This is a genomic window from Pseudoalteromonas gelatinilytica (assembly GCF_001641615.1).
GTDB classification, from domain to species: Bacteria; Pseudomonadota; Gammaproteobacteria; order Enterobacterales; family Alteromonadaceae; genus Pseudoalteromonas; species Pseudoalteromonas gelatinilytica.
In genome coordinates this window covers 224,643-245,266 of the sequence record NZ_LRRU01000004.1, presented here as the reverse complement: position 1 = coordinate 245,266, position 20,624 = coordinate 224,643, and the positions used below count along the sequence as shown (strand labels likewise).

At 40.4% G+C, this 20,624-nt stretch carries 14 protein-coding genes; 5 read left to right on the top strand and 9 right to left on the bottom strand.

Annotation, left to right across the window (positions count from 1 at the left end; all coding sequences use genetic code 11):
* Positions 1–218: 218 nt before the first annotated feature.
* Positions 219–2,978, bottom strand: a complete 2,760-nt coding sequence (locus NH153_RS01705) for a cadherin-like domain-containing protein (RefSeq protein ID WP_063700358.1) — start codon at positions 2,976–2,978, stop codon at positions 219–221.
* Between the two features lie 260 nt (positions 2,979–3,238).
* Here NH153_RS01705 and NH153_RS01700 point away from each other — a divergent pair, with 260 nt between their 5' ends.
* Positions 3,239–4,591, top strand: coding sequence for a magnesium transporter (locus NH153_RS01700; RefSeq protein WP_063700356.1), 1,353 nt, complete (start codon positions 3,239–3,241; stop codon positions 4,589–4,591).
* On the opposite strand, the gene NH153_RS01695 is transcribed toward NH153_RS01700, so the two are convergent.
* Positions 4,588–5,487, bottom strand: a complete 900-nt coding sequence (locus tag NH153_RS01695) for a LysR family transcriptional regulator (protein ID WP_063700355.1) — start codon at positions 5,485–5,487, stop codon at positions 4,588–4,590. The two genes, NH153_RS01700 and NH153_RS01695, sit on opposite strands and share 4 nt — an antisense overlap.
* Before the next feature lie 107 nt (positions 5,488–5,594).
* Here NH153_RS01695 and NH153_RS01690 point away from each other — a divergent pair, with 107 nt between their 5' ends.
* The 3 genes from NH153_RS01690 to NH153_RS01680 all read left to right on the top strand — a co-directional run bounded on the left by NH153_RS01690 (position 5,595) and on the right by NH153_RS01680 (position 9,043).
* Positions 5,595–7,238 (top strand): amidohydrolase family protein, encoded by a 1,644-nt coding sequence (locus tag NH153_RS01690; RefSeq protein ID WP_063700353.1) that lies wholly within the window; start codon positions 5,595–5,597, stop codon positions 7,236–7,238.
* A 94-nt stretch (positions 7,239–7,332) separates the two neighbouring features.
* Positions 7,333–8,070, top strand: coding sequence for a hypothetical protein (locus tag NH153_RS01685; protein WP_063700351.1), 738 nt, complete (start codon positions 7,333–7,335; stop codon positions 8,068–8,070).
* A gap of 67 nt (positions 8,071–8,137) precedes the next feature.
* Positions 8,138–9,043, top strand: a complete 906-nt coding sequence (locus tag NH153_RS01680) for a tetratricopeptide repeat protein (protein WP_063700349.1) — start codon at positions 8,138–8,140, stop codon at positions 9,041–9,043.
* Here the strand turns inward: NH153_RS01680 and NH153_RS01675 are convergent.
* Genes NH153_RS01675 through NH153_RS01665 form a run of 3 tightly spaced genes read right to left on the bottom strand, consistent with a single transcriptional unit; the run spans position 9,040 to position 11,925 of the window.
* Positions 9,040–9,588 (bottom strand): hypothetical protein, encoded by a 549-nt coding sequence (locus NH153_RS01675; RefSeq protein WP_063700347.1) that lies wholly within the window; start codon positions 9,586–9,588, stop codon positions 9,040–9,042. The genes NH153_RS01680 and NH153_RS01675 overlap by 4 nt on opposite strands.
* Before the next feature lie 59 nt (positions 9,589–9,647).
* Positions 9,648–10,343: a response regulator gene (locus tag NH153_RS01670; RefSeq protein WP_063700345.1), complete on the bottom strand. Its 696-nt coding sequence runs from the start codon at positions 10,341–10,343 to the stop codon at positions 9,648–9,650.
* 1 nt (position 10,344) lies between these two features.
* Positions 10,345–11,925 (bottom strand): ATP-binding protein, encoded by a 1,581-nt coding sequence (locus tag NH153_RS01665; protein ID WP_082873958.1) that lies wholly within the window; start codon positions 11,923–11,925, stop codon positions 10,345–10,347.
* Positions 11,926–12,093: 168 nt separating this feature from the next.
* Between NH153_RS01665 and NH153_RS01660 the strand changes: the two genes are divergently transcribed.
* Positions 12,094–12,975, top strand: a complete 882-nt coding sequence (locus tag NH153_RS01660) for a dioxygenase family protein (protein ID WP_063700341.1) — start codon at positions 12,094–12,096, stop codon at positions 12,973–12,975.
* Positions 12,976–13,038: 63 nt separating this feature from the next.
* Here the strand turns inward: NH153_RS01660 and NH153_RS01655 are convergent, their stop codons facing one another.
* From NH153_RS01655 to NH153_RS01640, 4 genes are all read right to left on the bottom strand, one after another.
* Positions 13,039–15,558 (bottom strand): TonB-dependent receptor plug domain-containing protein, encoded by a 2,520-nt coding sequence (locus tag NH153_RS01655; protein ID WP_063700339.1) that lies wholly within the window; start codon positions 15,556–15,558, stop codon positions 13,039–13,041.
* 135 nt (positions 15,559–15,693) lie between these two features.
* A complete protein-coding gene (locus NH153_RS01650; RefSeq protein WP_233999214.1) occupies positions 15,694–16,674 on the bottom strand; it encodes a GGDEF domain-containing protein in 981 nt (326 codons plus the stop codon).
* Between the two features lie 158 nt (positions 16,675–16,832).
* On the bottom strand, positions 16,833–17,210 hold the full coding sequence (locus NH153_RS01645; protein ID WP_063700337.1) for a DP-EP family protein: 378 nt from the start codon (positions 17,208–17,210) through the stop codon (positions 16,833–16,835).
* A gap of 15 nt (positions 17,211–17,225) precedes the next feature.
* A complete protein-coding gene (locus NH153_RS01640) occupies positions 17,226–20,468 on the bottom strand; it encodes an nSTAND1 domain-containing NTPase (RefSeq protein ID WP_063700335.1) in 3,243 nt (1,080 codons plus the stop codon).
* Between the last annotated feature and the right edge of the window lie 156 nt (positions 20,469–20,624).

The window sequence follows — 20,624 nt, the reverse complement described above, 5'->3', positions numbered from 1 at the left end:
TTTATTAAATTAATTGCTTTATTTGTTGCGTATTTTGCATAAAGATAAGAGTGGGTGATTGTATCAATTAAAAATGAGAATAGAAATAGATCTCAATTGTATTGCGGGGTTTTTTATTTTCCAAGGAATATTAAATTCCTTTTGTTGAGTATTTGTTGAATTTGTTGGGGTTTTAACATGGCGGGCGAGGCAGAGCTGCCTCGCCGTATTATAATGGGCTATTCTCCTAAAGGAGTCACATCGATACTGTCTTCAATCCCATCATTGTCAGCATCGTTATCTGCAATTAAGCCGGATTCAGCAATTGCTTGTTCTGATGCGCCTGATAAGAAGAAGTTAGGTTTGCCATCGTGGTCTGTATCGATACTTGCTATCGAAGATGTAGGGAAATCATCTCTTTGAGCGACTAAGTTAGCATAAAGGGCTGTAAGTGATAGCTTATCTGCTTCTGCATTGACTGAGTGAGCAATTAATTCTTTTACCGCGGCATCATTGCCAAGTAGGGTCTGAAAAGTAATCAATGTTTCAAGGTTACTTTGTATAACTTTATCGTCTTGTAAGAGTACAAACGTATTTGCATTGGCTACAAATGGCTTTAACATTTCAATTGTTTCAGCATAAGCTGAGGCATATTGCTCGTTATTTACTTGGAATCTAGCTAATGATGAGGTGAGAGAGTAGCTTTCGAATAGTCCACCACTTGTTTTGCCAGTGCTAAGTGTCGCGTAAAGTGCTTTAGTAAGTAGAGATTTATAGTCATTAATATCAAGGTTTGATTGTTCTGATTGCAGTGTGGTCAAGCTGATATCTAACCAATTTAACGCCATATCAATTAGCCCTGCTTGTACAAGGTATCCGAGTGAACTTAATCGCCATTCTATTTGTGTTTGCTTTTTTTCAAACAAATTAATTAGAGTTTTAAGTTTTTCTGCGGTGTTAGCTATCGATTCAGGTTGAGATACGAGCCCGAAAGTAGCTAGCTGGTGATTCAATGCATAAGCAGCTGAGTCGGTAGTGAAGTTAGTATTATTTTCAATAAAGTAAGTATCTATAATATCTGAACAACGCTGTGCGTAATTTTTAGCTTGTTGCTCATTACCTAATGCTATTGCAAGATTGACTAGTCCAGCACAACCATACCGGTCAGTAATGTAAGTAGGTGAAGTTTGACTTAAAATATACTCTTCAGAAAATAGTATATCTGCGGCGTAATTAGCCAGAATTAGGCCAAGTTCATTTTCACCTCGAACTCGAAGAATATCAGCTGCACCAGGTTGGCCTGATGAGGTTATAAGTGTCTGATAGAAGCTAATTGCATTAGGTGATTCGCCACTCATAAAGTATTCTTTCGCGTTTTGTACTGCATCATCTATGGTGATACCCGCTTGTAGCTTGTTAGCTACTTCATAAGCAAAAGAAAATTCAACAGCATCATCTTTGTCATCTTGATCTGTGAGTAAAGCAAAAGCGGGATTATTTGAAAGCTCTACATCATATAAAGCTTTAATATTTGCTGTTAAAACTTCTAATGGATAGGTATATGAAGCTAAAGTTGCTTCTGCATATGGGCTTGCAGTAAAGCTATATGTATTATCAAAACCAACAACACCATAATATGAAAGCGCTAAGTTCGTATAATATTTTGCCAAATCAACTTCATTTAGCTGAATAAAAGATTGAGCAGACCATGCAATGTAAAGTGCCCGCATACGCTCAGTTGGTTGGCCTTTGTAGTCACCTGACTTTTGTATAAAGTAACCGATTTTTTCACTTAATTCGGCCATGGCTTGAGTGACTTTTACTCCTTCATTTCTTACTGTTTCTGTGTGGGTTGCAGCATATTGCTCTTTAGAAGACTCAACGGTTTTTTTGATTGCAGATATGAACCTAATATAAGTCGCATTATATTCTTCTGTATAAACCTCACTTGCATAAAGTTTTAGTGTGTCTAACATAGCTTGAGCGGCCTCAGTTTGGCCAGCTGCGTTGTATTGATTCGTTAGAGTCAGATAAAAGCCCGGATCTGAGCTGCTGATATTTTCCAGTCCTTTTTCAGCAAGGTATTGATTGTAAAGAGTTGCAGCATCTTGTCTAAACGTTAAAGCTTTTTCACTTAAATTTATCAAATCAAGAGATTTAGCTGCATCTAAATAGGCATTTGCTTTTGTGTCTATTGCTGTAATTTTGTTGAAGTGTTCGTCAGCTTTCTCAGCAAAGCCTGCAATAAGGTAACCAATAGCTAATTGTGTGTTTACTTCGTCCATGTAAATATCATCATTGATATTTTCACTAATCGCTTGTGCTTGTTTTAAATGAGACTTATCTGAGCTGTAGTAGTAATTGAGCTTATCTTCGTTCGTAACATACGAAGGTTTTAATTCAATGGTTGCGGTGATAGGCGAGCTAATATTGCCATCGGTAAATTCAATAACAAAACTATCGTTAATTTCTGACAGCGTTTCTGCGGTAAATGTAAATGCCCCTGTTTGTTCATCTAGAGTAAGGGTACCGTTGGTAGGAGGCGTTACTAAAGAGACAGTTACAGTGTCACCGTCGGCATCATTAAAAGTTAATGAACCTTCAGTTGTTGTTGAGGTGGTTACAGTGATTGACTGGCTCGTAAGCGTTGGTGCATCGTTAACGTTGTTAACCGTAAAAGTAAGTACTGCATCAGTACTTAAGCTGCCGTCAGTGGCGGTAACGGTTACTGTGTCTTGGCCTGCAAAATTTTCTTTTGGGGTATAGGTAAATGTACCATCAGCATTTAAAGCAAATACTCCGTTACTTGCTGCAGAGCCGAGGGTATAGCTAACAGCATCATCATCTGCTGCCACAACTTGGCCCGTAATAGATGTATCTTCATCTAGTGTGAACATTAAGTTACTTGTGAACTCAGGTGCATTATTACTATCTGAACCACCGCATCCAGTGAGAGCAAATGCAATTACAAATGGTAAATACTTTATTCTGTTTTTCATGCTGATACCCGTATTTATTATTTAAAAATTATGAAGGGTTGAGATGTTATCATTATAATGCGAATGATAATAGATCTTAATTGCGTTTGGTTGTGCTTTTTTGTGCAATTGTGGTTCTCTAACTTGAACCGTGATTTAAAAACGATGTTTTACAGCTGGGGAGTAATTGCTTAGTTTCAAAAAATATACCTTTTCAGAGCAGTTATTTTTTGCCAGCTGCGTTAGACTATTGTTATTGATGTAATTAACCGAGGTCTCAAATGATTGAGTATCCAGTTGACCAACTTCCCCAGTTAATTGATGACTTGCTTCAGTGTGACACCACAACACGCAAAAATAAGTTACTTGCTGATGCTAAAGAAAAGCTTTCTACTGAACATTTATCGTTATTGTTCGAAGCGTTACCTAAAGAGCAGCGTTTAGAAATATGGCAATTACTTGATGAAGATACACAACATGAAATCTTCATTAACCTAGGTGGCGATAGCTGTCGTTGGTTATTGCAAAGTCTAGATGAAACCGAAGGCTTTAAGTTACTTGACGAAGTGAGCGTAGAAGAGTTACTTGAACTTGAAGAAATTATTCCTGAGCGCTTTGTTGATTATGCACGCAGACAACTCGATGAAGTTCAAACAAAACAGTACGACCTTGCACAGCAATATAATCCAGAGCAGTTAGGTCACTGGCTCGATTTTGATGCGCTAAAAGTGTCAGAAAAACTCACAGTGGCAGGCGCGCGTAAAATTTTTCAAAAAGGCTTACCGCAATATACCGAGGTGATTTATCTAGTCAGCCGTAAGGGCACTCTCATTGGTGAAGTGGCTATCAATGCTTTATTTAAAGCCAATGATAACGACAGCCTGCTGGATTACGCGAACCTTGATGTATCGGCTTTACATGCTGATGACGACCTGTACGAAGCCGCTGAAGTGGTTATTCACAGTGAGCAAATGGCGATGCCTGTTGTGAATGCCGACAACAAACTATTAGGCCGATTGTCAGTGTCATCAGCTTATGAATTGCGTCAAGAAGTGACCGACGAAGCCGCTGCAAAAGCCGGTGGTCTACGTGAAGACGAGGATCTGTTCTCAAGCGTCACTAAATCGGCAAAAAACCGCGGTATTTGGCTTGGTATTAATCTAGCAACGGCGTTTTTGGCCTCTTGGTTTATCGGTTTGTTTGGTGCAACTATCGAGCAAGTGGTTGCGCTGGCGGTATTAATGCCGGTTGTCGCTTCTATGGGCGGTATTGCAGGTAGTCAGACGTTAACGGTTATTGTACGCGGTTTGGCACTCGGTCAGGTTACCGACTCTAACCGCAAAGCGCTGCTGAAAAAAGAGCTTAGAGTAGGGGCGTTAAACGGCTGTGTTTGGGCCTTTGTGATTGGTGTGCTTACTTATTTTTGGTTCAACGATGGCATGTTAAGTTTAACCATCACTATCGCTATCTTACTTAACTTAGTGGCTGCTTCATTATCTGGGGTGGTGATCCCATCGATTTTAGATAAGCTTAAAATCGATCCAGCCCTTTCAGGGTCTGTGATCCTGACCACAGTCACCGACATCGTCGGTTTTGTTACCTTCCTAGGTTTAGGTAGTTTACTCCTTCTTTAAGGGATCGGATGCTGGCTAAAGTAGTGTTTAGCCAGCTCAACAAATGATTTCACCCGATTTGACAGCGCATACCTATGCGGATAAACCGCAGCAATCGTTAATGGTTTTAGGGTGTGCTCTGCTAACACCTCGACTAATTCGCCTGACTTAATAAACGGGGCGACTGAATAACGAGGCGCTTGAATTATCCCACCACCCGCTGCCGCTGCTTCATTTAAAAATCGGCCATTATTAGAGGTCATTGCCCAGTTAAATTTGCGGCAAACATGCTGACCATCTAGCAAAAATATCCATTGGTCATGACGAATATGATGACTGAAAAACAGTAATCTATGTTCAGATAAAGCCGCAATATCTGTTGGCGTACCATGTTTTTTTAAGTAAGCAGGACTGGCCCATAAAGATAATGATGAATGGCAAACCGTCTGCGCTATGTGGCTGGCATCAGGTAATGAAGGAGCAACTCTAAATGCCAGATCAATTTGGCTATCAAATAAATCAACAGGCGTATTAGACAATACAATATCTAATTTCACATCAGGGAAATCATGCTGATATTGACTAACCAAAGGTGCTAAATATTGGCAACCAAATTCAATACTGGCTGAAATAGCTAGCTTACCACTAGGCGTTTGACTAAGCCCGCTAAGCTCAGCATCAACTTCATTAAATTTATTCAGCAATGGCTTCATTTGCAGAACATAGTTTTGGCCTGCATCGGTTAAGCAAACTTTGCGGGTGTTTCGTTTTAGCAGCAAGCAGCCTAAGTTTTGCTCTAACTGTTTAACGTAGCGGCTAACCATGGTGGTAGACAGCTGCATCTGCTTAGCAGCTTGCGTAAAGCTTTGATATTCAGCAACTAAGCATATTGCCCTGACGGCTTCTAGTTTGTTCATTGTTATTATTTTTAAACTATAAGTTCATACACTATAAACTTTTGTGAGATGTAAAACCAAGCAATTCAGGTGTAAGTTGGGGGTTAAAACAAGAATAAGAGGTGATTATGAAATCGGGCATCAACACATTACTTGCCAGCATTGCATTGGCATTATCGTCGTCGGTGATGGCACAAACCATTGCATTACAAAATGTGAACCTAATCGACGTCGAAGCCTTGTCGGTTAATAAAGCACAAACCATCATCATAGAAGATGACAAAATCAAACAAATTGTTCCTGCAAGTTCTCGTCGCTTTGCCGATGATGTCATTAAAATCGATTTAGCAGGAAAGTATGTCATACCCGGTTTAATCGATACTCATGTGCACCATGCTACTTCGCCTGATGACTCAGATAACGATGAAATCACACGCACACGCTTGCGTCAGCTTTTACAGGGGGGTGTAACAAGTGTGCGCGATATGGGCGGCGATACCCGTGCTTTGAGTTCACTTAAAAGACGAGCCGATAACGATATTATTCAATCACCGGATATCTATTATTCTGTGATTATTGGTGGTAAAGCGTTCTTTTCTGACCCCCGCACAGTCGCCTCTGCAAAAGGTGAAATCCCGGGAGCTGTGGACTGGATGCGTGCCGTTGATGAACACAGTGACTTTGATGCCATTATGCTGCGTAGTAAAGGGTTGGGGGCAACCGGCATCAAAATTTATGCAAATGTGCCAGGATCAGTGGTAGCAAAGTTATCTCAAGCTGCTAAAAAACATGACCTCAAGGTGTGGTCGCATGCTTTTATTGGCCCAGCAACACCGCTTGAAGCGGTTAATGGTGGGGTTGAAACAATTTCACATGCTGCCGATTTTGCCGCGCAAGTAATTGAAAATTTCTATGATATGCGTCGTAAAAATGTCGCCTTAACAGAGCAGCAAAAAAGCGATGCAAAGCAACTAGAAGCTTATCAAACACTCATAAAACAGATGAAAAATAAGGGCACAATTCTAGACTCAACCTTAACGGTCTTTGATAAAACCAAAGCCTCACGTGGTGAAAAAGGGTTATTGCTCAATGAGTGGGGCGGGTTGTTTACGCAATTGGCTCATCAAGCCGGTGTAACTATTGCAGCAGGTACTGATGTGACCAGTGATAGATTTAATACTGTAACGCCTATGGTGCACGATGAAATGAAGTTATTAGTTGAACGGGCAGGTTTAACACCTTTAGAAGCTCTACAGGCTGCAACCATTAATGGTGCAAAAGTGATAGGCATTGAAAAGCAAACTGGTTCAATAAAGGCAGGTAAAACGGCGAATCTTGTGGTACTTAACAGTGATCCAAGTATTGAAATCACCAATAGCCAAAACATTGTTCATGTAATTAAAAATGGCCAATTTATCCACTTAGGTGATAATGAAAAATTACCGTTTGTGATGGCGCGTGAAGCGGCTGGGTTATTATTTTTATCGGGGCAATTAGGCAACTTGCCAACCACCATGGCGTTGGCAGGCAATGACATCAGCACCCAAATGACGCAGGCAATGAAAAACATTGGCTTTGTTTTGCAAGATCACAATTTAGATTTTAACGATGTTGTTAAATGCACCCTTATGTTGGCAGATATAAAAGACTGGCCTTTAGCCAATCAAGCCTACACGCCATTTTTTACTAAGTTACCCGCCAGAAGTGCTTTTGCAGCTAGCGGCTTGGCACTTGGCGCAAAGGTTGAAGTGGAGTGTATTGCTGCGTTGTAGCTAAAATTGTAAGCGAACATAAAATAAACACTTTTATTTACCTAATACACAGTTATTATGAATTGTGACTCAGTCAAACTAAAAGGACGTTAATATGGTATTAGGTAAAAAAGCAGCACTGGCTGCTTTATCGGTAATTTCAGTGTTTAGCGCATCAGCAGCACAAACCGCTTCGGGTGAACAAACTAAACTGAGTGAAGATCCCACCAAGGTCGTCACTCAGTTTGGCGCCAGTTATTCTGATGAATTAAGGATCACCGGTTCGCTAAGTTTGGGAGCAGTAAAAAAGCTTAATGCCAGTGTGAGTGCCAATGGTGATGAATGGCGTGTTGGTGGCTCGTGGCTATTTGATATTGGCATTGTTAATTTTAGCTTTGGTAAGCAAAGTTATGATCAAGGAGCTGAGCGTACAACCTACAGTGTTGGCACCTTTATGCCACTGAGTTACTTTGATATTGCGCCCTATGGTTGGCAAATTTTCGCTATGGGGGGTTATAGCCATGTTGATGGTGAAATTGCTTGTTTAGCAGGGCAAGGAGCATGTTTAACAACAGAAATACCTGGCCCCGAGGGTTGGGTGCTCATTCCAAACAGCAGTGACGGTGGTTACTTAGGTGCATTTGCTTTAAAGCCATTATCCGAAAAATGGACATTAATGACTGCAGCAGCGTATTCGGTAGGTTCTAACGATTATTCAGGTTATTTCGCAGCCATTGGTGCAAGTTATCAATTTGATAAACAACAAAGTTTCAAGCTTTTTGCTGCAACAGAAGACAGTGATTATGGCTCAGATCAAAACTTAGTACTGGGTTACACTTATCAATTTAATTAAAAAATACTGTTACAAAGCATTAAATTTTGTTAGTTTTCTGAGTGAGTTATCACTGAGAAAATAGTGAATGAAAAAAAAGTTAGCCTTGTTATTACTAGGATTATCTTGCCTTAATGTCAGCGCCTCTGAAAACTTTAGTGATCATGAGATGTTTTGTGAGCAACAACCACAAATTAGTTGCTTAGATTACATTAATCAGCAGCTTGCAAGCAGTGAGCTTGGCTCTGCGCGTTGGTATGAGATTAAATCTTATCAGTTTGATTATTTCTACGACAAAATGGAATTTCAGACCTTGAAAGATAGCACTGAGCCCTTCATTTCAAGTGAAGAATTGCCTGTTGTCTTTCAAGTGCAAGTTTACTTTTATTACGCTAAATCAATGCATTATTTAGGCGACTTTGAAACAGGTCGTAAATATGCCACTAAAGCATTTGAAAAACTGCAAGCAATCTTTGACTCTTTTGGTAACCCTATGCGCATGGTTGAATTGGCTAATTTGCAATACGTGTTTGGCAACAAAGAAACGGCACTGCATATACTTGATAGGGCAGAGCGTCGCTTTGGAAAAAGCAAAGATCCCATTTTTCACTTTGAACTGGCTTCGAATAAAGCCAGTGTTTTTCATTCATTAGGTGATGTAGATGGCGCACTTGCAAGCCGACAAATCGCCGCTGATTGGATTTTAAAAACCAACCATAATCGCAAAATCTCTGTCGCTTTAGGTAATTTAGCGCGTACCCACCAACTTCTGGCAAATTATGAGCAAGCTGACGCTGTTTATACTCAGTCTCTTAAGTACATGGACTCAGACTCAGATCGCCATGTGATTGCCATTTATACATTACGGCTAGCTGAAATTAATTGGCAAGCAGGCAAGCCAGAGCAGGCTCTAAAATGGTATAAGCAAGTGCATAAAGAAGACATTCGTCAATCACATGCGAAACTTTATGCACATCTTGGCAACGTACTTTAGATAGTGTAAAAACACCCAGGTTTTTCCTCTTCACCCGGCGCTAAAATTTGTAGATGGGTTGACTCACCTTGTTCCATTAAAGGCTTCATAGTTTTATCAAACTGTTTAGCGGCATGTTCAATTAACTTTGCTTGCTGTTCCAGTGCTTTAAAATCGGCATCATGAGCAGCCATAAGTTTATTGAGCTCTTTAGCCAACTTATCTTGCTCTTTTAATAAGCTTTTATTAATTCGCAAGTGGTTTTCGTCTTCAATCACTGCTTCTTCAGTGATTGCTTCTATTTGCTCAGAGTACTCAGTAACTTGTAGCTCAATGTCACTAATAGGTTGCTCAAGTGCTTCTAGTTTTACCTGCTCACGTTCAAGCTCTAGGTATGCAGCAATCTGTTCGTTATTGAGGGTACTTTCGCTTACCTTTTTACAGTCTTTAAAAGTGATAACACGATAATCACCTTGGTTGTGTGCTGTACTGGCATTTGAGAGGCCGATACACGCTGTAGTGGCTGTGATTAAGAGTGCACTTGCGCTGATGCGTACTAAATTCATAATGATGTCCTAATGGGTTATGTTATTTAGTTAGTCGTCGCAAGTGTGAAAAAGGTTGTTTAAATTTTAAATTTATATCCCACGCCATAAATTGACTCAATGTAATGGCTATCAGGGTCGGCTTGAATCAGCTTTTTACGCAAGTTTTTAATGTGTGAATCAATACTGCGCTCGTAACTCTCAAAGTACTTCCCTTGGGTCATGGTCAGTAAATCTTGGCGTGAAAAAACTTTATTAGGTGAGGCAATTAATATTTTTAATAAACTAAATTCATTAATTGTAAGTTTCAGTTCTTCATTTTTTACCAGTACTTTGTATTCGCTCGGATCAACAATAATATTGCCTGCTGTGAATGTACTCGGTTTGTTAGTTGGCATTCGGCGTCGTTTTAAAATGGCTTTCACACGCGCCATTAACTCTTTTGGTTTGAATGGTTTAGTAACATAGTCATCGGCACCCACATCAAAACCAATTAAGTGATCAATTTCTTCGACCCGTGCTGTAAGCATAATAATAGGCACATCACTGTATTGTCTTATCTTGCTGCACAACTCGATGCCATTTGTGCCTGGCAGCATGATATCGAGAATAATCAAATCAGGGTTTAGCTCATTAACAGCATCCAGTGCGCAGTTGCCATCGTGAATTAGGCTTGTTTTAAACCCTTCAAGATATAAATACTTTTCTATTAATTCGGCAATTTTAACTTCATCTTCAATAACGAGAATATGCTGTTTAGCTAAGGTTTCTGACATATTAGTGCGCCTCTGCAAGCGGGAGTTTTAACGTTATACACAGACCGCCTAAACGGCTTTTAGTTGCATTTATTTTTCCTTGGTGGGCTTCAACAATTGTTTGGCAAATTGCCAAGCCTAAGCCAAAACCGCCGGTTTTTCTGTTACGAGAACTATCGGTGCGATATAAACGATCAAATAGTTTTTCAAGGGCCTCATCAGGAACACCGGGGCCTGAATCTTCTATCGACAAAAATACATGATGGTTAGACACCGTTAAATCTAACCAGACTTTTTGCTGTTCATCTGTATAGCGTAAATTATTTTCTAATATGTTTTGTAATACTTGCGTAATACGATTTTGGTCAGCCAAAACCATTACCGTTTGCTCTGGTAAGGTGGCATTAAGCGTGATGTTTTTGGATTGAAATTTAAACGCATACTTATGCGCTTGTAGGGCTACCAAGGCATTAAAATCAATGGCTTCCATGTGATAGTTAAAGCTGTGTCTGTCGAGTGAGCTGACTTTATGTAAGTCGTTGACAAGTCGGCTTAACAGCGCCACTTCTTCTTGCAGTGAGATTATTGCTTTTTGATTTGGTTCGATAATGCCATCGTTAATAGCCTCTAGTTCACCCTCTAAAATAGTTAAAGGCGTGCGCAACTCATGAGAAATATCCATGAGCCATTGGCTTTGCTGCGATTCAAAGCGTCTGAGCTCTGTGGCAATACGATTAAAATCATCCGCTAAGGTCGCAAATTCATCACTACTGTTGACGGTTATTTTTGTCTCAAACTCTCGCTCTGCAAGGGCTTTTGCGCCTTTTTTCAGCTGCGAAATAGGGTTAGTAAAATGACGTGCGAGTAAGTAACTAAACAATAACGCAATTAATAAACCAATCCCTGCTGTCCACAAACTGATATTAATTTGGGTATTAAGGTAATGCTGAGTCAGTGCGCTAACATGACTGCGGTTAGCATGCAGCTGAAGCACTGCAACAACGTCACCATTGTGAGTGATTTCTTGCTCGTTCACGACCTCAGTTTCGGTATTGCCAGCAATCAGTATTTCGCCTTTTGCATCAAGTAAACTTAGGCGTTTTTCAAAGGGTATAAAGTCATCAGACATGGGTTTATTGCGAGGCGGTGGCTCACGCATGTCAGCAAAGTTTGCAAGCTCGTTAAACTCAGTTGATGGGTCAAATTCAGGTGCTTGATCGAACGATGGTGGCTTCCCAAAGTCATCGGGGGGTGGCATAGCCTCATTTTGCATATGCTTTTCGGGAGGGCCATCTTGTGTAAAAGGCCCGGGCTCTCTTGGCTTTGGGGTATTGGGTGAAAATAATAAACGGCTTGAATGAAAATTGCGGTTAATTAGCTCATACCACAGGGCTTTAGAATCGATAAACATGCCAATCGAACCCGTTTGCTGATACTGCTGGCTAATTTCAGTGGCTATACGGTTAAATGCTTCGTTATCTATATCTTCAAACACATTATTGAGCATACGCTTATTGGTAATTGCGTTCAGACCAAACATGGTCAGTACCAGCAATAACGTAATAATAAGATTAGTAATTAAGAGTTTGTGAATTAACTTCATAGATGTAATAGTAAAATGTAATAGCCAATAATGAATATACTATAAATGTCTATTTTTTGGCATGCGCATCCTAGTCACTCTATAAAAGCACCACTTTTTCTACACAAAGTCTCTACATTTGTTCTTTATACTCGATGCTAATTACTCATGTTAGCGAAGGGGCACAATATGACTTTAAAACCTGAACTTTATACTCGTAGAAAAATGCTAAAAACATTAGGTGTTTCAGTTGCTGCTGTGCCTATGTTGGCATTTTTAGGCTGTAACTCAGATACAGTCTCATCAACGGATACAACATCAGATACAGACACTTCAACAGGCACAGACACCAGCACTGATACAGGCGATACAACAACCACGAACGACAGTGATTATGTATCGGGCACAACAGCACTTATTACTGATGACTTTCCTGATGACAGTATTTTTGAAACATCAACCGCATGTGTGTTAGCACTTACTGAGGCAACAACCGAAGGCCCATGTTACTTCCAAGCTGATTCAGACGAAGATATTTCGGATGGTTTAACCGGTTTACCTATGATGCTGTGCTTACAGTTAATTGATAGCGACTGTAACCCATTAGCAAATTACGAAATCTCGGTTTGGCACTGTGATACCAGCGGTATTTACTCGGGCGATACTAGCAGTAGTTCTGATAGCTCACGTTTTGCCGGTGACTTCTGTACTGACGGCGATGCCGAAGCTGAGGCAAGTACTTGGTACCGTGGTTCATTGATCACAGATAGCAGTGGCCGTGTGAACTTTAAAACGCATTTCCCTGGTTGGTATTCTGGCCGTACTATTCATATTCACTTTAAAGTAGCAAACAACAATAACGACTATGTAATTAGCCAGTTCTGTTTTACTGATGCGTTTGCAAAAGAAATTTGTACCACTCACAGCGATTACAAATCACGCGGTGAACAAGATACAACTCTTGCTAGCATCGATAACGTGTTTGGTAGTGATTATGAGCAGTTTATTTTAAACACAGCACAAAATAGTGATGGCACTTTATTGGCGTATCACACTATTCAAATTAGTTAATTTATTCACTCATCATTGTAGGTTAGGGCGTGTTAGCAATTACTGCTTTCACGCCCTATTTTTTTAGAAGCTATAAGTGATGTTACCGTAAATAAAACGGCCATCTAAGCTGTATGGTGCAAAGCCACTATAAGGGAAAATTTGGTTGAAATCGCTATAACCTATATTACTTACAGTATCTTGAGGGTACTGATCGAATAGGTTATTGGCGCCTAATGCAAACTTCCACTGCTCATCAGGGCGGTAAGCCACTTCTAAGTCAGCAATCCATTTAGCATCAAGTACTTCATCACCATCTTCACTGCTTGCAGTATCAACTACTTCACCATAACGAGTTGCTCGTAATGTTGTTTGGAAGTTTTCATAATCCCATGTTGCAGATAGGTTCCATTTATCGGCTGGAGTACCTTTTTCAAAGCGTGTGATTTCGCGACGAGAGAAATACTCGTAGCTATCGCCAAGCGCCTCTAATTCAGGTGGATTTTCTTTAACGTGTGTTACTTCAGTGTCGTTAAAGTTAACCGCTGCACTTAAGCGTAAATCACCATAGTTTTCTAAGCCTAGTGAGTAGGTCGCAACAATATCAACACCTTGCGTACGTGAATCAATGGCATTAGTAAAGTAACGAACGCGCTGCGTATTTACTTCGCCCGCTTCGGCTAAAATCGCTTCAACTTCTGAGCCACTTAAGTTTTCAGACAAAACGATACGGTCGTCAATTTCAATGCGATACGCATCTAGGGTTAAGCTAAAACCGCCTTGCGTAAAGATGAAACCCGCTGTCATATTTACTGATTCTTCTGCTTCAAGTTCACGTGCACCTAAAGCTTGCGCTGCTGGCTCATCAACTGGGAATAAGCCCACTTCATTTGGCACACCATTTTCAAAGACAGTGCTTACTGATTTATATGATGTTTGTGCAAGTGATGGCGCTCTAAAACCTGTGCTAATTGCACCACGTAGCGACAGCGACTCGTTAATGCTGTAGCGCGAAGCAAGTTTAGAGGTAAAAGTACTACCAAAATCACTGTAATCTTCAAAACGACCTGCTAAAACAAGGTTCCAATCTGTCGTTAGGTAAGTATCAAACTCTGCAAACACCGCAATGTTATGACGGCTTTTATCTGTTGCACTTTCTGGTGAGAAACCAGGTAACACTTGCGCGCCACCGGCAGCAACAGGGTTACCATCGTCATCTAATACAGTGAGGTAAGAGGCTGTTTCACCTGCTTTTATTTGGTAGTTTTCGTGACGATACTCAGCACCAATCGTAACAAACACATCATCAGGTAAACCTAAATCTAGTGTGTTGCTAGCATCCATATTCACTAGGTATTGTTCATAAACAAGCGAGCCATCATCAAATTCTGTTGGGCTGCTAACACCCATCGAGGTATTTAAGCTGTTGCTTACGCCAATACCAAAGTCATTGCGACCATAATTGGTGCTTACATCCCAAGCCCAATCATTAGTTTCGCCATTTAGACCAATCGCAAATGAGTAGTCATCAACATCGGTATCAATTTGCGGTAAGAAACCATCAGGATACACTTCAGTTAAGTTACGTGAATCTTTAGCGCGACGATAAAAACCACCTGAGTTACCTTTACGGTTTGAGTAACTTGCAAATGAGTAAAGCGACAGCGAGTTATCAAACTCATAACCTAGGTTATAAAAAAGCGCGAAGTCTTCGATATCGGCTTTACCAAAACGGTGGTTATAGCGGTCAAAGTCAAATTCACGCGAATCTAAATCGCCATTCTCATCACGGCTATATTGCTCACGTGCATCAAAGCCAGAGCGATTTGTTGGCTCGTTATTACGTGACTCAATCGACACGTTAATAAAGCCATTATCGCCTAGTGCGAAACCTGCATTAGCACTTGCTGTGCGCGTAATGCCGTCGTTTACTTCACGGTCGCTGCCAGTTTCAAAGCTTAAGTTGCCTTCGCTATCTGTTGAAGTGTTTAGTAGCTGAGGAGAGCCTGCCATTTGTGTGTCGTATTCACCGTATGTGTAGCTCACACTACCGCCTTCATCGGCATCTTTTAATACAATATTGATCACACCGGCAATCGCGTCAGAACCGTATTGAGCTGCAGCGCCATCACGCAGAATTTCAACACGTTTAATCGCAGAAGTCGGAATATTATTTAAATCTACGGCCGTTGAACCACGGCCAACCGTACCATTTAAGTTTAATAATGCACCGGCATGGCGGCGTTTACCATTAATCAGCACTAATGTGTGATCAGGAGCAAGGCCACGTAAAACAGCTGGTTTTGCGTGGTCAGTACCATCAGCAATGGTGGCACTTGGGTAGTTAAAGCTTGGTAACTGTGATGCTAATACTTGGCTCATATCAAGCTGACCTGTGCTTGATAAATCGCGGCTTGTTAATAAATCGACAGGCACGGTACTTTCAGAAATACTACGAAGGCTTCGGCGAGTACCAGTAACAGAAATAACTTCAACATCTTGAGCGGCGTTGTCAGTTGTTTGCTCAGCAGCGATTGCAGTCACTGATGTAGCGAGTGTACTTGCAATTGCGAGTTGCAAAGGTACTTTTTTAAAAAATGTCATTGTTGATCCCTTCTGACGTTGATTTCGCTTCGCAGTTTATCAATAAAAAAGGAACAAACAAATAACATAAAAGTATACTATATGATTATCTAAACAAGCTATTTAGCTCACTGTGTTTACATTATATTAACTTGGTTAAGCGCTAATGCTTATTTTATTTCTACCCTCTGTTTTTGCTCGGTATAAAGCAGTATCTGCTGCACAAATTAATGCCTCTGAAGTACGATATTGATTATTAAACTCACAGGCAATTCCTTGGCTTACACTTATTCTAAAATCACTTGGTAAACCTATATCAGTAAATGGCATGTTATTTACTTTTATTTGAATATGTTTAGCAATGGCAGCGGCCGTGTCTTTTTGACAGCGGGGTAATATAATGGCAAATTCTTCACCACCATAACGCGCTGCTAAACAATCACGAGAAGGGAGTGATTCTGCGATTATAGTTGCTACTTTTTGTAAGCATTTATCGCCTTTTACATGACCGAATCGGTCATTGAATAATTTAAAGTAATCAATGTCGATTAATATAGTGCTAATAGCTTGATTAGTTTGTACGCTTTCTTGCCAATGCTCTTTTAATGATTCTTCAAGGGTTAATCTATTTGCGAGGCCGGTTAAATGGTCAGTGGTGGCCTGTTTAATTAAGCGGTTATACTGTTCTTTGTGTGATGATAAATCATGTAATACACAAATAAATAAATTTTCTGCAACGGCAATGTTTTTTGGCAGGCTCGATATACATAAATCCGCCTCAAGGGTTTTACTGTCGGCACGGTTTATTTTAACTTCGTTTGGCCCAAGACTTATCGGCGAGTCTTTATGGTCTAACCAACTGAGTAGGGTATACATGTATTTATCACGGTCGGTGTCGTGTAGGTAATGTAAAATGTTTTGCCCGATTAACGCTTCTTGGTTGTCACCTAAAAGCTGTGCCGCCATCGGGTTTGCAAATTCAAACGTGCCTTGGCCATTAATGATAAACACTCCCTCAGGAATGTTCTGAAACATTTGGGCAATCAGCGCAAGTTGCTCTGAATTGATAGACTGCGGTAGTGCGTTTTTCGCTTCTGATTTATTAGTGCTTGGTTGTTCATTTTTATTAGTAGACACGTTCGTTTCCTTTTTGCCGATGCAAACGATTTTGGTGTCTATAAAGTTACTTAAAAAAGTGCAAATTAACCTTCTGGTAATCTTCTGATTTTAAGTTGTTGTTTTTGAACTTAAAAAGACTCCTTGGTGGAGCCTTGTGTTGGTGTTATTTCTAGATTTTATACTTCTTCTTTATTTTCAAACTGTGGATCTTCGCTTTGATATTCCTCACCATTGCAGCTAACCGTGAAGATCATACATGCTGTACCGCTGTTTTCATCGGTATCTGAAATATTGATTACCGTACCAGCGTTTGTAACCTCGTAACTGAAATCTTTAGCACAGTCACCCTCATGATTACTAAAAGTAGCGGCAGAAAATAAGAACCCTCTTTTTTGAGTTTCTTCATTTAGGGTGTAAATCCCAAGACTATTTCTTTCTGTAACAACCCCACCTCCAGATACTTGCTGACCATCTTGGAAGTATGTAAATACGGCTTTTTTGTTGCTATCTAATTCAATATTCACTGTGAAATTGTATACTTTACCTTCACTCATGTTTTTTCCTTTACTTTATAGTTGAAAATTAATTATTCCCAGTTCTCTTACCGGAACAATGGTCGCTTCTATTTCGTGTGATTTATTTAGGCAGGTATATGCCTGAATTAATGGGTAAGTAAATTTTATACTTTTAGTTTTTTTACTTATTTTATTTAGAGTGGTTGCTGCGTCTTCACATAAAGAATTTTTTTCTTGTTGTGATTTAGCTAAACGAGCTTTAATTAACAAGATTCTTGTATGAAGTCGTGCATTGTCTATATCCAGTGCGCTGGATAACATGTTATTTTCATCCAGGCTTTTTAAAAGATCTAAAGCCCTTTTAATATTATTTCTATTAATGAAATATTCTATCAAGCTAATTTTTGTACCAATAACTTGTCTATTCGATGACTTGTTGGTACCTAAAAACTCTATTATTTCACTAACTCTATTATCTATATTTGGGTTATCAGAGAGAGAGAGTTGATAAGCTAGAAACTGATAGTATGTTCTTTCAATAGTTTTATTTTGAACATCTTGCAATCTCGCTTTGTTAATTGTTTCTGTTGCTTGCTTTGCTTTTTCGTAAGATTTTGATTTATCAGGGAAGTAACTTAATAAGTAGCTTTGCTGGATATGTTTATATGCTAACGATGTTAATACACTAGCATCGGCCGGATACTTAGTTAACATTTTATTTGTTTCATTTTCTGCATGTTCAAAAATCTTGAGAGCTTCATTGAAATGCCCTAAGTTTTCTTCAGTACTTGCAATCCAACTGATGGTATCTGTCTTATCGCGTAATAGATTTTTGTTATTAGGTTTTAGCTCAAGGGCTTGGTTTTTAAGTTTTAAAGATTCAGTAAAGTTCTGTTTTGCGAGAGCGTAGTCAAATTGCTTTAAGTACAATGAACCTAACGAGTTATAAGAATAAGATAACTCCATAATTGAGTTAAAATCGTTGGGTGCTAATGTGTACATTTGTTTGCTGTGCTCTTGGTAGCGTTTTATCCAAGGTTCGGCGCCTGTATAGTCACTGTTATCAAAGTTTAATTGCCCAAGCCAGAAAGCATTAGCCCCTGCAAGCATTAAAACATCAAGGTTGTTGGGTTGAATTTTTAGTAATGATTCTAGGCGCGTTCGTGCATTATCAAAGGCGGTGAAGGCCTCGTCGGTTTTGCCGCGAGAGTAGGCGACTTCGCCCATGGCCTCTAAGGTTTGAGCGTATTGAAAACGGTTATTAAACTCGGCTTGTTTATCGCTAAAGTCAAACAACGAGGCTGCTTCTTCGTCTTGATTGGTAAAATACTCAAGGGCTTTGTTGCTAATACCATCCAGTAAATCCATGCGCTTAACGCTTCTGAGTTTATCGGCAAATTCACCGACCATAAAACCCAATAAACTTTCGGCCTCTTGGCGTTTTTGTTTTGCTATTTGTTCGGCGTGATAGCTGCGCACGCTCATAAATGTGGCAATAAAGGTTAAGCACACAAGTGCAGCCGCCGTTATTTGTAACATGCGTTTTTTACGTTTCGCTTTATTGTTAGAAGCTTTAATTAACGCTTGTTCGTCACTCGATAAGCTAAACATAGGGTTACTCACAAGGCTTTGTGCTTCTTGCAGCGGTTTGCCTTGCGCTAATAAAAAGTCGCTGTGTTTATGTTCTAGCAGCCATCGCTCGGTGGCAAGTTGCACACGGCTTTGAATTGCTAAGCTTTGTTGATGCTCTTGCACCCAATCTATGGCGCGTTGCCAATGGCGCAGCAGCGCTTCGTGGGCAAGGCTAAAGCAGGCTTGCTCATTTTTAAGGTGCGACACAAACAAACGGCTGTCGACCATGGCCTGAACAAGCTTGGTCGCAGCAGGGCTGGTTAATTCGCTCCAATGTGCTGCACGGCTGGTGAGCGTTTCGCCATCTGGGTTTAAGGTGATCAGTTTAGAAAGGACTGCGGCAAGTTCAGTTTGTTGGTCTTTGGGTAATTGGCAAAATACCTGTTCGGCTTTTTGGCCGATGGCTCCTTCGATGGTGCCAAGCGCTTGGTATTCAGAAAACAATAATTCGTTGTCTGGGCTGCGCTGCAAGTAAAGCTGCTGCAAGGTGTATTGCAGCATCGGCAATGCATCAGGGTTATTGGCAGTATCGTTACAAAGTTGTTCATCAAGCGGTGTGTGATGCTCTGGGTGATGTTGCCAACTTAAGCCTGCTGCAAGTGCTGGCAAACGGATCATTTGCTTAAGCTCAGAGCGAGTTGGCGCTAATAAATCAAAGTGTGCGCCATTGGCTTTACCTGCCATTAAACTTGGTTGACTCACTACTTGCGGGTAAAAGTCATTACGACAGGCACTAAAAATGATCATGCAGCCACTTGTTGCTAAGCGCTCAATAAGAGCTAAAAGCTGGTTGCGCTCGTCATCGCTAAATAACGGCGATGACAATAGCACTTCGAGCCTGTCGATAAATAAAAATAAATAGGGCGTAGTGCACTCTTTATTTAGCGCTGCAAGTGCTGCTTTACAGCGGGAAATAACCTGTTCTGGGTCTTTTAATAACAATTCAGCCAACGCATCGGCGCTTATATCGCTAAGTACAGGTGCGTCGTTTATTTCTAAATCGAGCAAGGTTGAGGCTAAATCAAGCAGTAAGCGCTCTTTGCTGACATCGGCAAAGTCGAGTTGGCAGTAACTGTGTACTCTAATGCCATCGTAGCCATTACTCGACATTAAAGCGGGCAATACACCTGCGTTAACTAACGACGATTTACCCGAACCACTGGCTCCCAAAATTAAGCAAAATGCGCGACCAAACTCAATTTGAGCCGATACCCGCTGTAGCAAAGTGGCAATTTGTTTGTTACGACCAAAAAATACATCGGCTTGCTCTGGTGAAAATGCACTTAAGCCAACAAAGGGCGAGTCACCTTGCCAACTGGTTTGGCTGGCTTTTTGTTCTTCGTTGAGTGGAAAGTTGATTTCGGCAATTACTCGATAACCGCGTTTACGAATGGTTTCTATGTAATGCGGATCGCTTGCTTTATCGTCAAAGGCTTTACGTAATTGGGTGATCACTTTATGTAGGGGGTTGTCACCCAGCGCTACATTTGGCCAGCAATGGCTGATAATTTCTTCACTTGTTAGTAGCTCACCTTGTTTTTCGCATAGCAGCAGTAATACATCCATCGCTTTAGGTTCAAGATGCTTTGTTTGCTCACCGCGCCTGATTGAATTAGTGGCCGGAGTAACTTGCCATTCGCCAACGAAAAACAGTGCCGTATTCATAGTGTTATCTTCATTGTTATTGTTAGAAACGCAGTCCGATTGGACCGATTTTTTATAAGACTACGCGATACTTTGATTAATACAATATTATGAGATTAACAGCAAGCGCCTTGCCTTTTCTGACATTAAAAAATCATATTGATGTCGTGTATATAA

Bases quoted from the DNA above. Each gene is read 5' to 3' on its own strand.
- NH153_RS01700 (WP_063700356.1), top strand. From the start codon at position 3,239: ATGATTGAGTATCCAGTTGACCAACTTCCCCAGTTAATTGATGACTTG.
- NH153_RS01680 (WP_063700349.1), top strand. From the start codon at position 8,138: ATGAAAAAAAAGTTAGCCTTGTTATTACTAGGATTATCTTGCCTTAAT.
- NH153_RS01705 (WP_063700358.1), bottom strand. From the start codon at position 2,978: ATGAAAAACAGAATAAAGTATTTACCATTTGTAATTGCATTTGCTCTC.
- NH153_RS01670 (WP_063700345.1), bottom strand. From the start codon at position 10,343: ATGTCAGAAACCTTAGCTAAACAGCATATTCTCGTTATTGAAGATGAA.
- NH153_RS01695 (WP_063700355.1), bottom strand. From the start codon at position 5,487: ATGAACAAACTAGAAGCCGTCAGGGCAATATGCTTAGTTGCTGAATAT.
- NH153_RS01645 (WP_063700337.1), bottom strand. From the start codon at position 17,210: ATGAGTGAAGGTAAAGTATACAATTTCACAGTGAATATTGAATTAGAT.
- NH153_RS01675 (WP_063700347.1), bottom strand. From the start codon at position 9,588: ATGAATTTAGTACGCATCAGCGCAAGTGCACTCTTAATCACAGCCACT.
- NH153_RS01690 (WP_063700353.1), top strand. From the start codon at position 5,595: ATGAAATCGGGCATCAACACATTACTTGCCAGCATTGCATTGGCATTA.
- NH153_RS01685 (WP_063700351.1), top strand. From the start codon at position 7,333: ATGGTATTAGGTAAAAAAGCAGCACTGGCTGCTTTATCGGTAATTTCA.
- NH153_RS01640 (WP_063700335.1), bottom strand. From the start codon at position 20,468: ATGAATACGGCACTGTTTTTCGTTGGCGAATGGCAAGTTACTCCGGCC.
- NH153_RS01655 (WP_063700339.1), bottom strand. From the start codon at position 15,558: ATGACATTTTTTAAAAAAGTACCTTTGCAACTCGCAATTGCAAGTACA.
- NH153_RS01665 (WP_082873958.1), bottom strand. From the start codon at position 11,925: ATGAAGTTAATTCACAAACTCTTAATTACTAATCTTATTATTACGTTA.
- NH153_RS01660 (WP_063700341.1), top strand. From the start codon at position 12,094: ATGACTTTAAAACCTGAACTTTATACTCGTAGAAAAATGCTAAAAACA.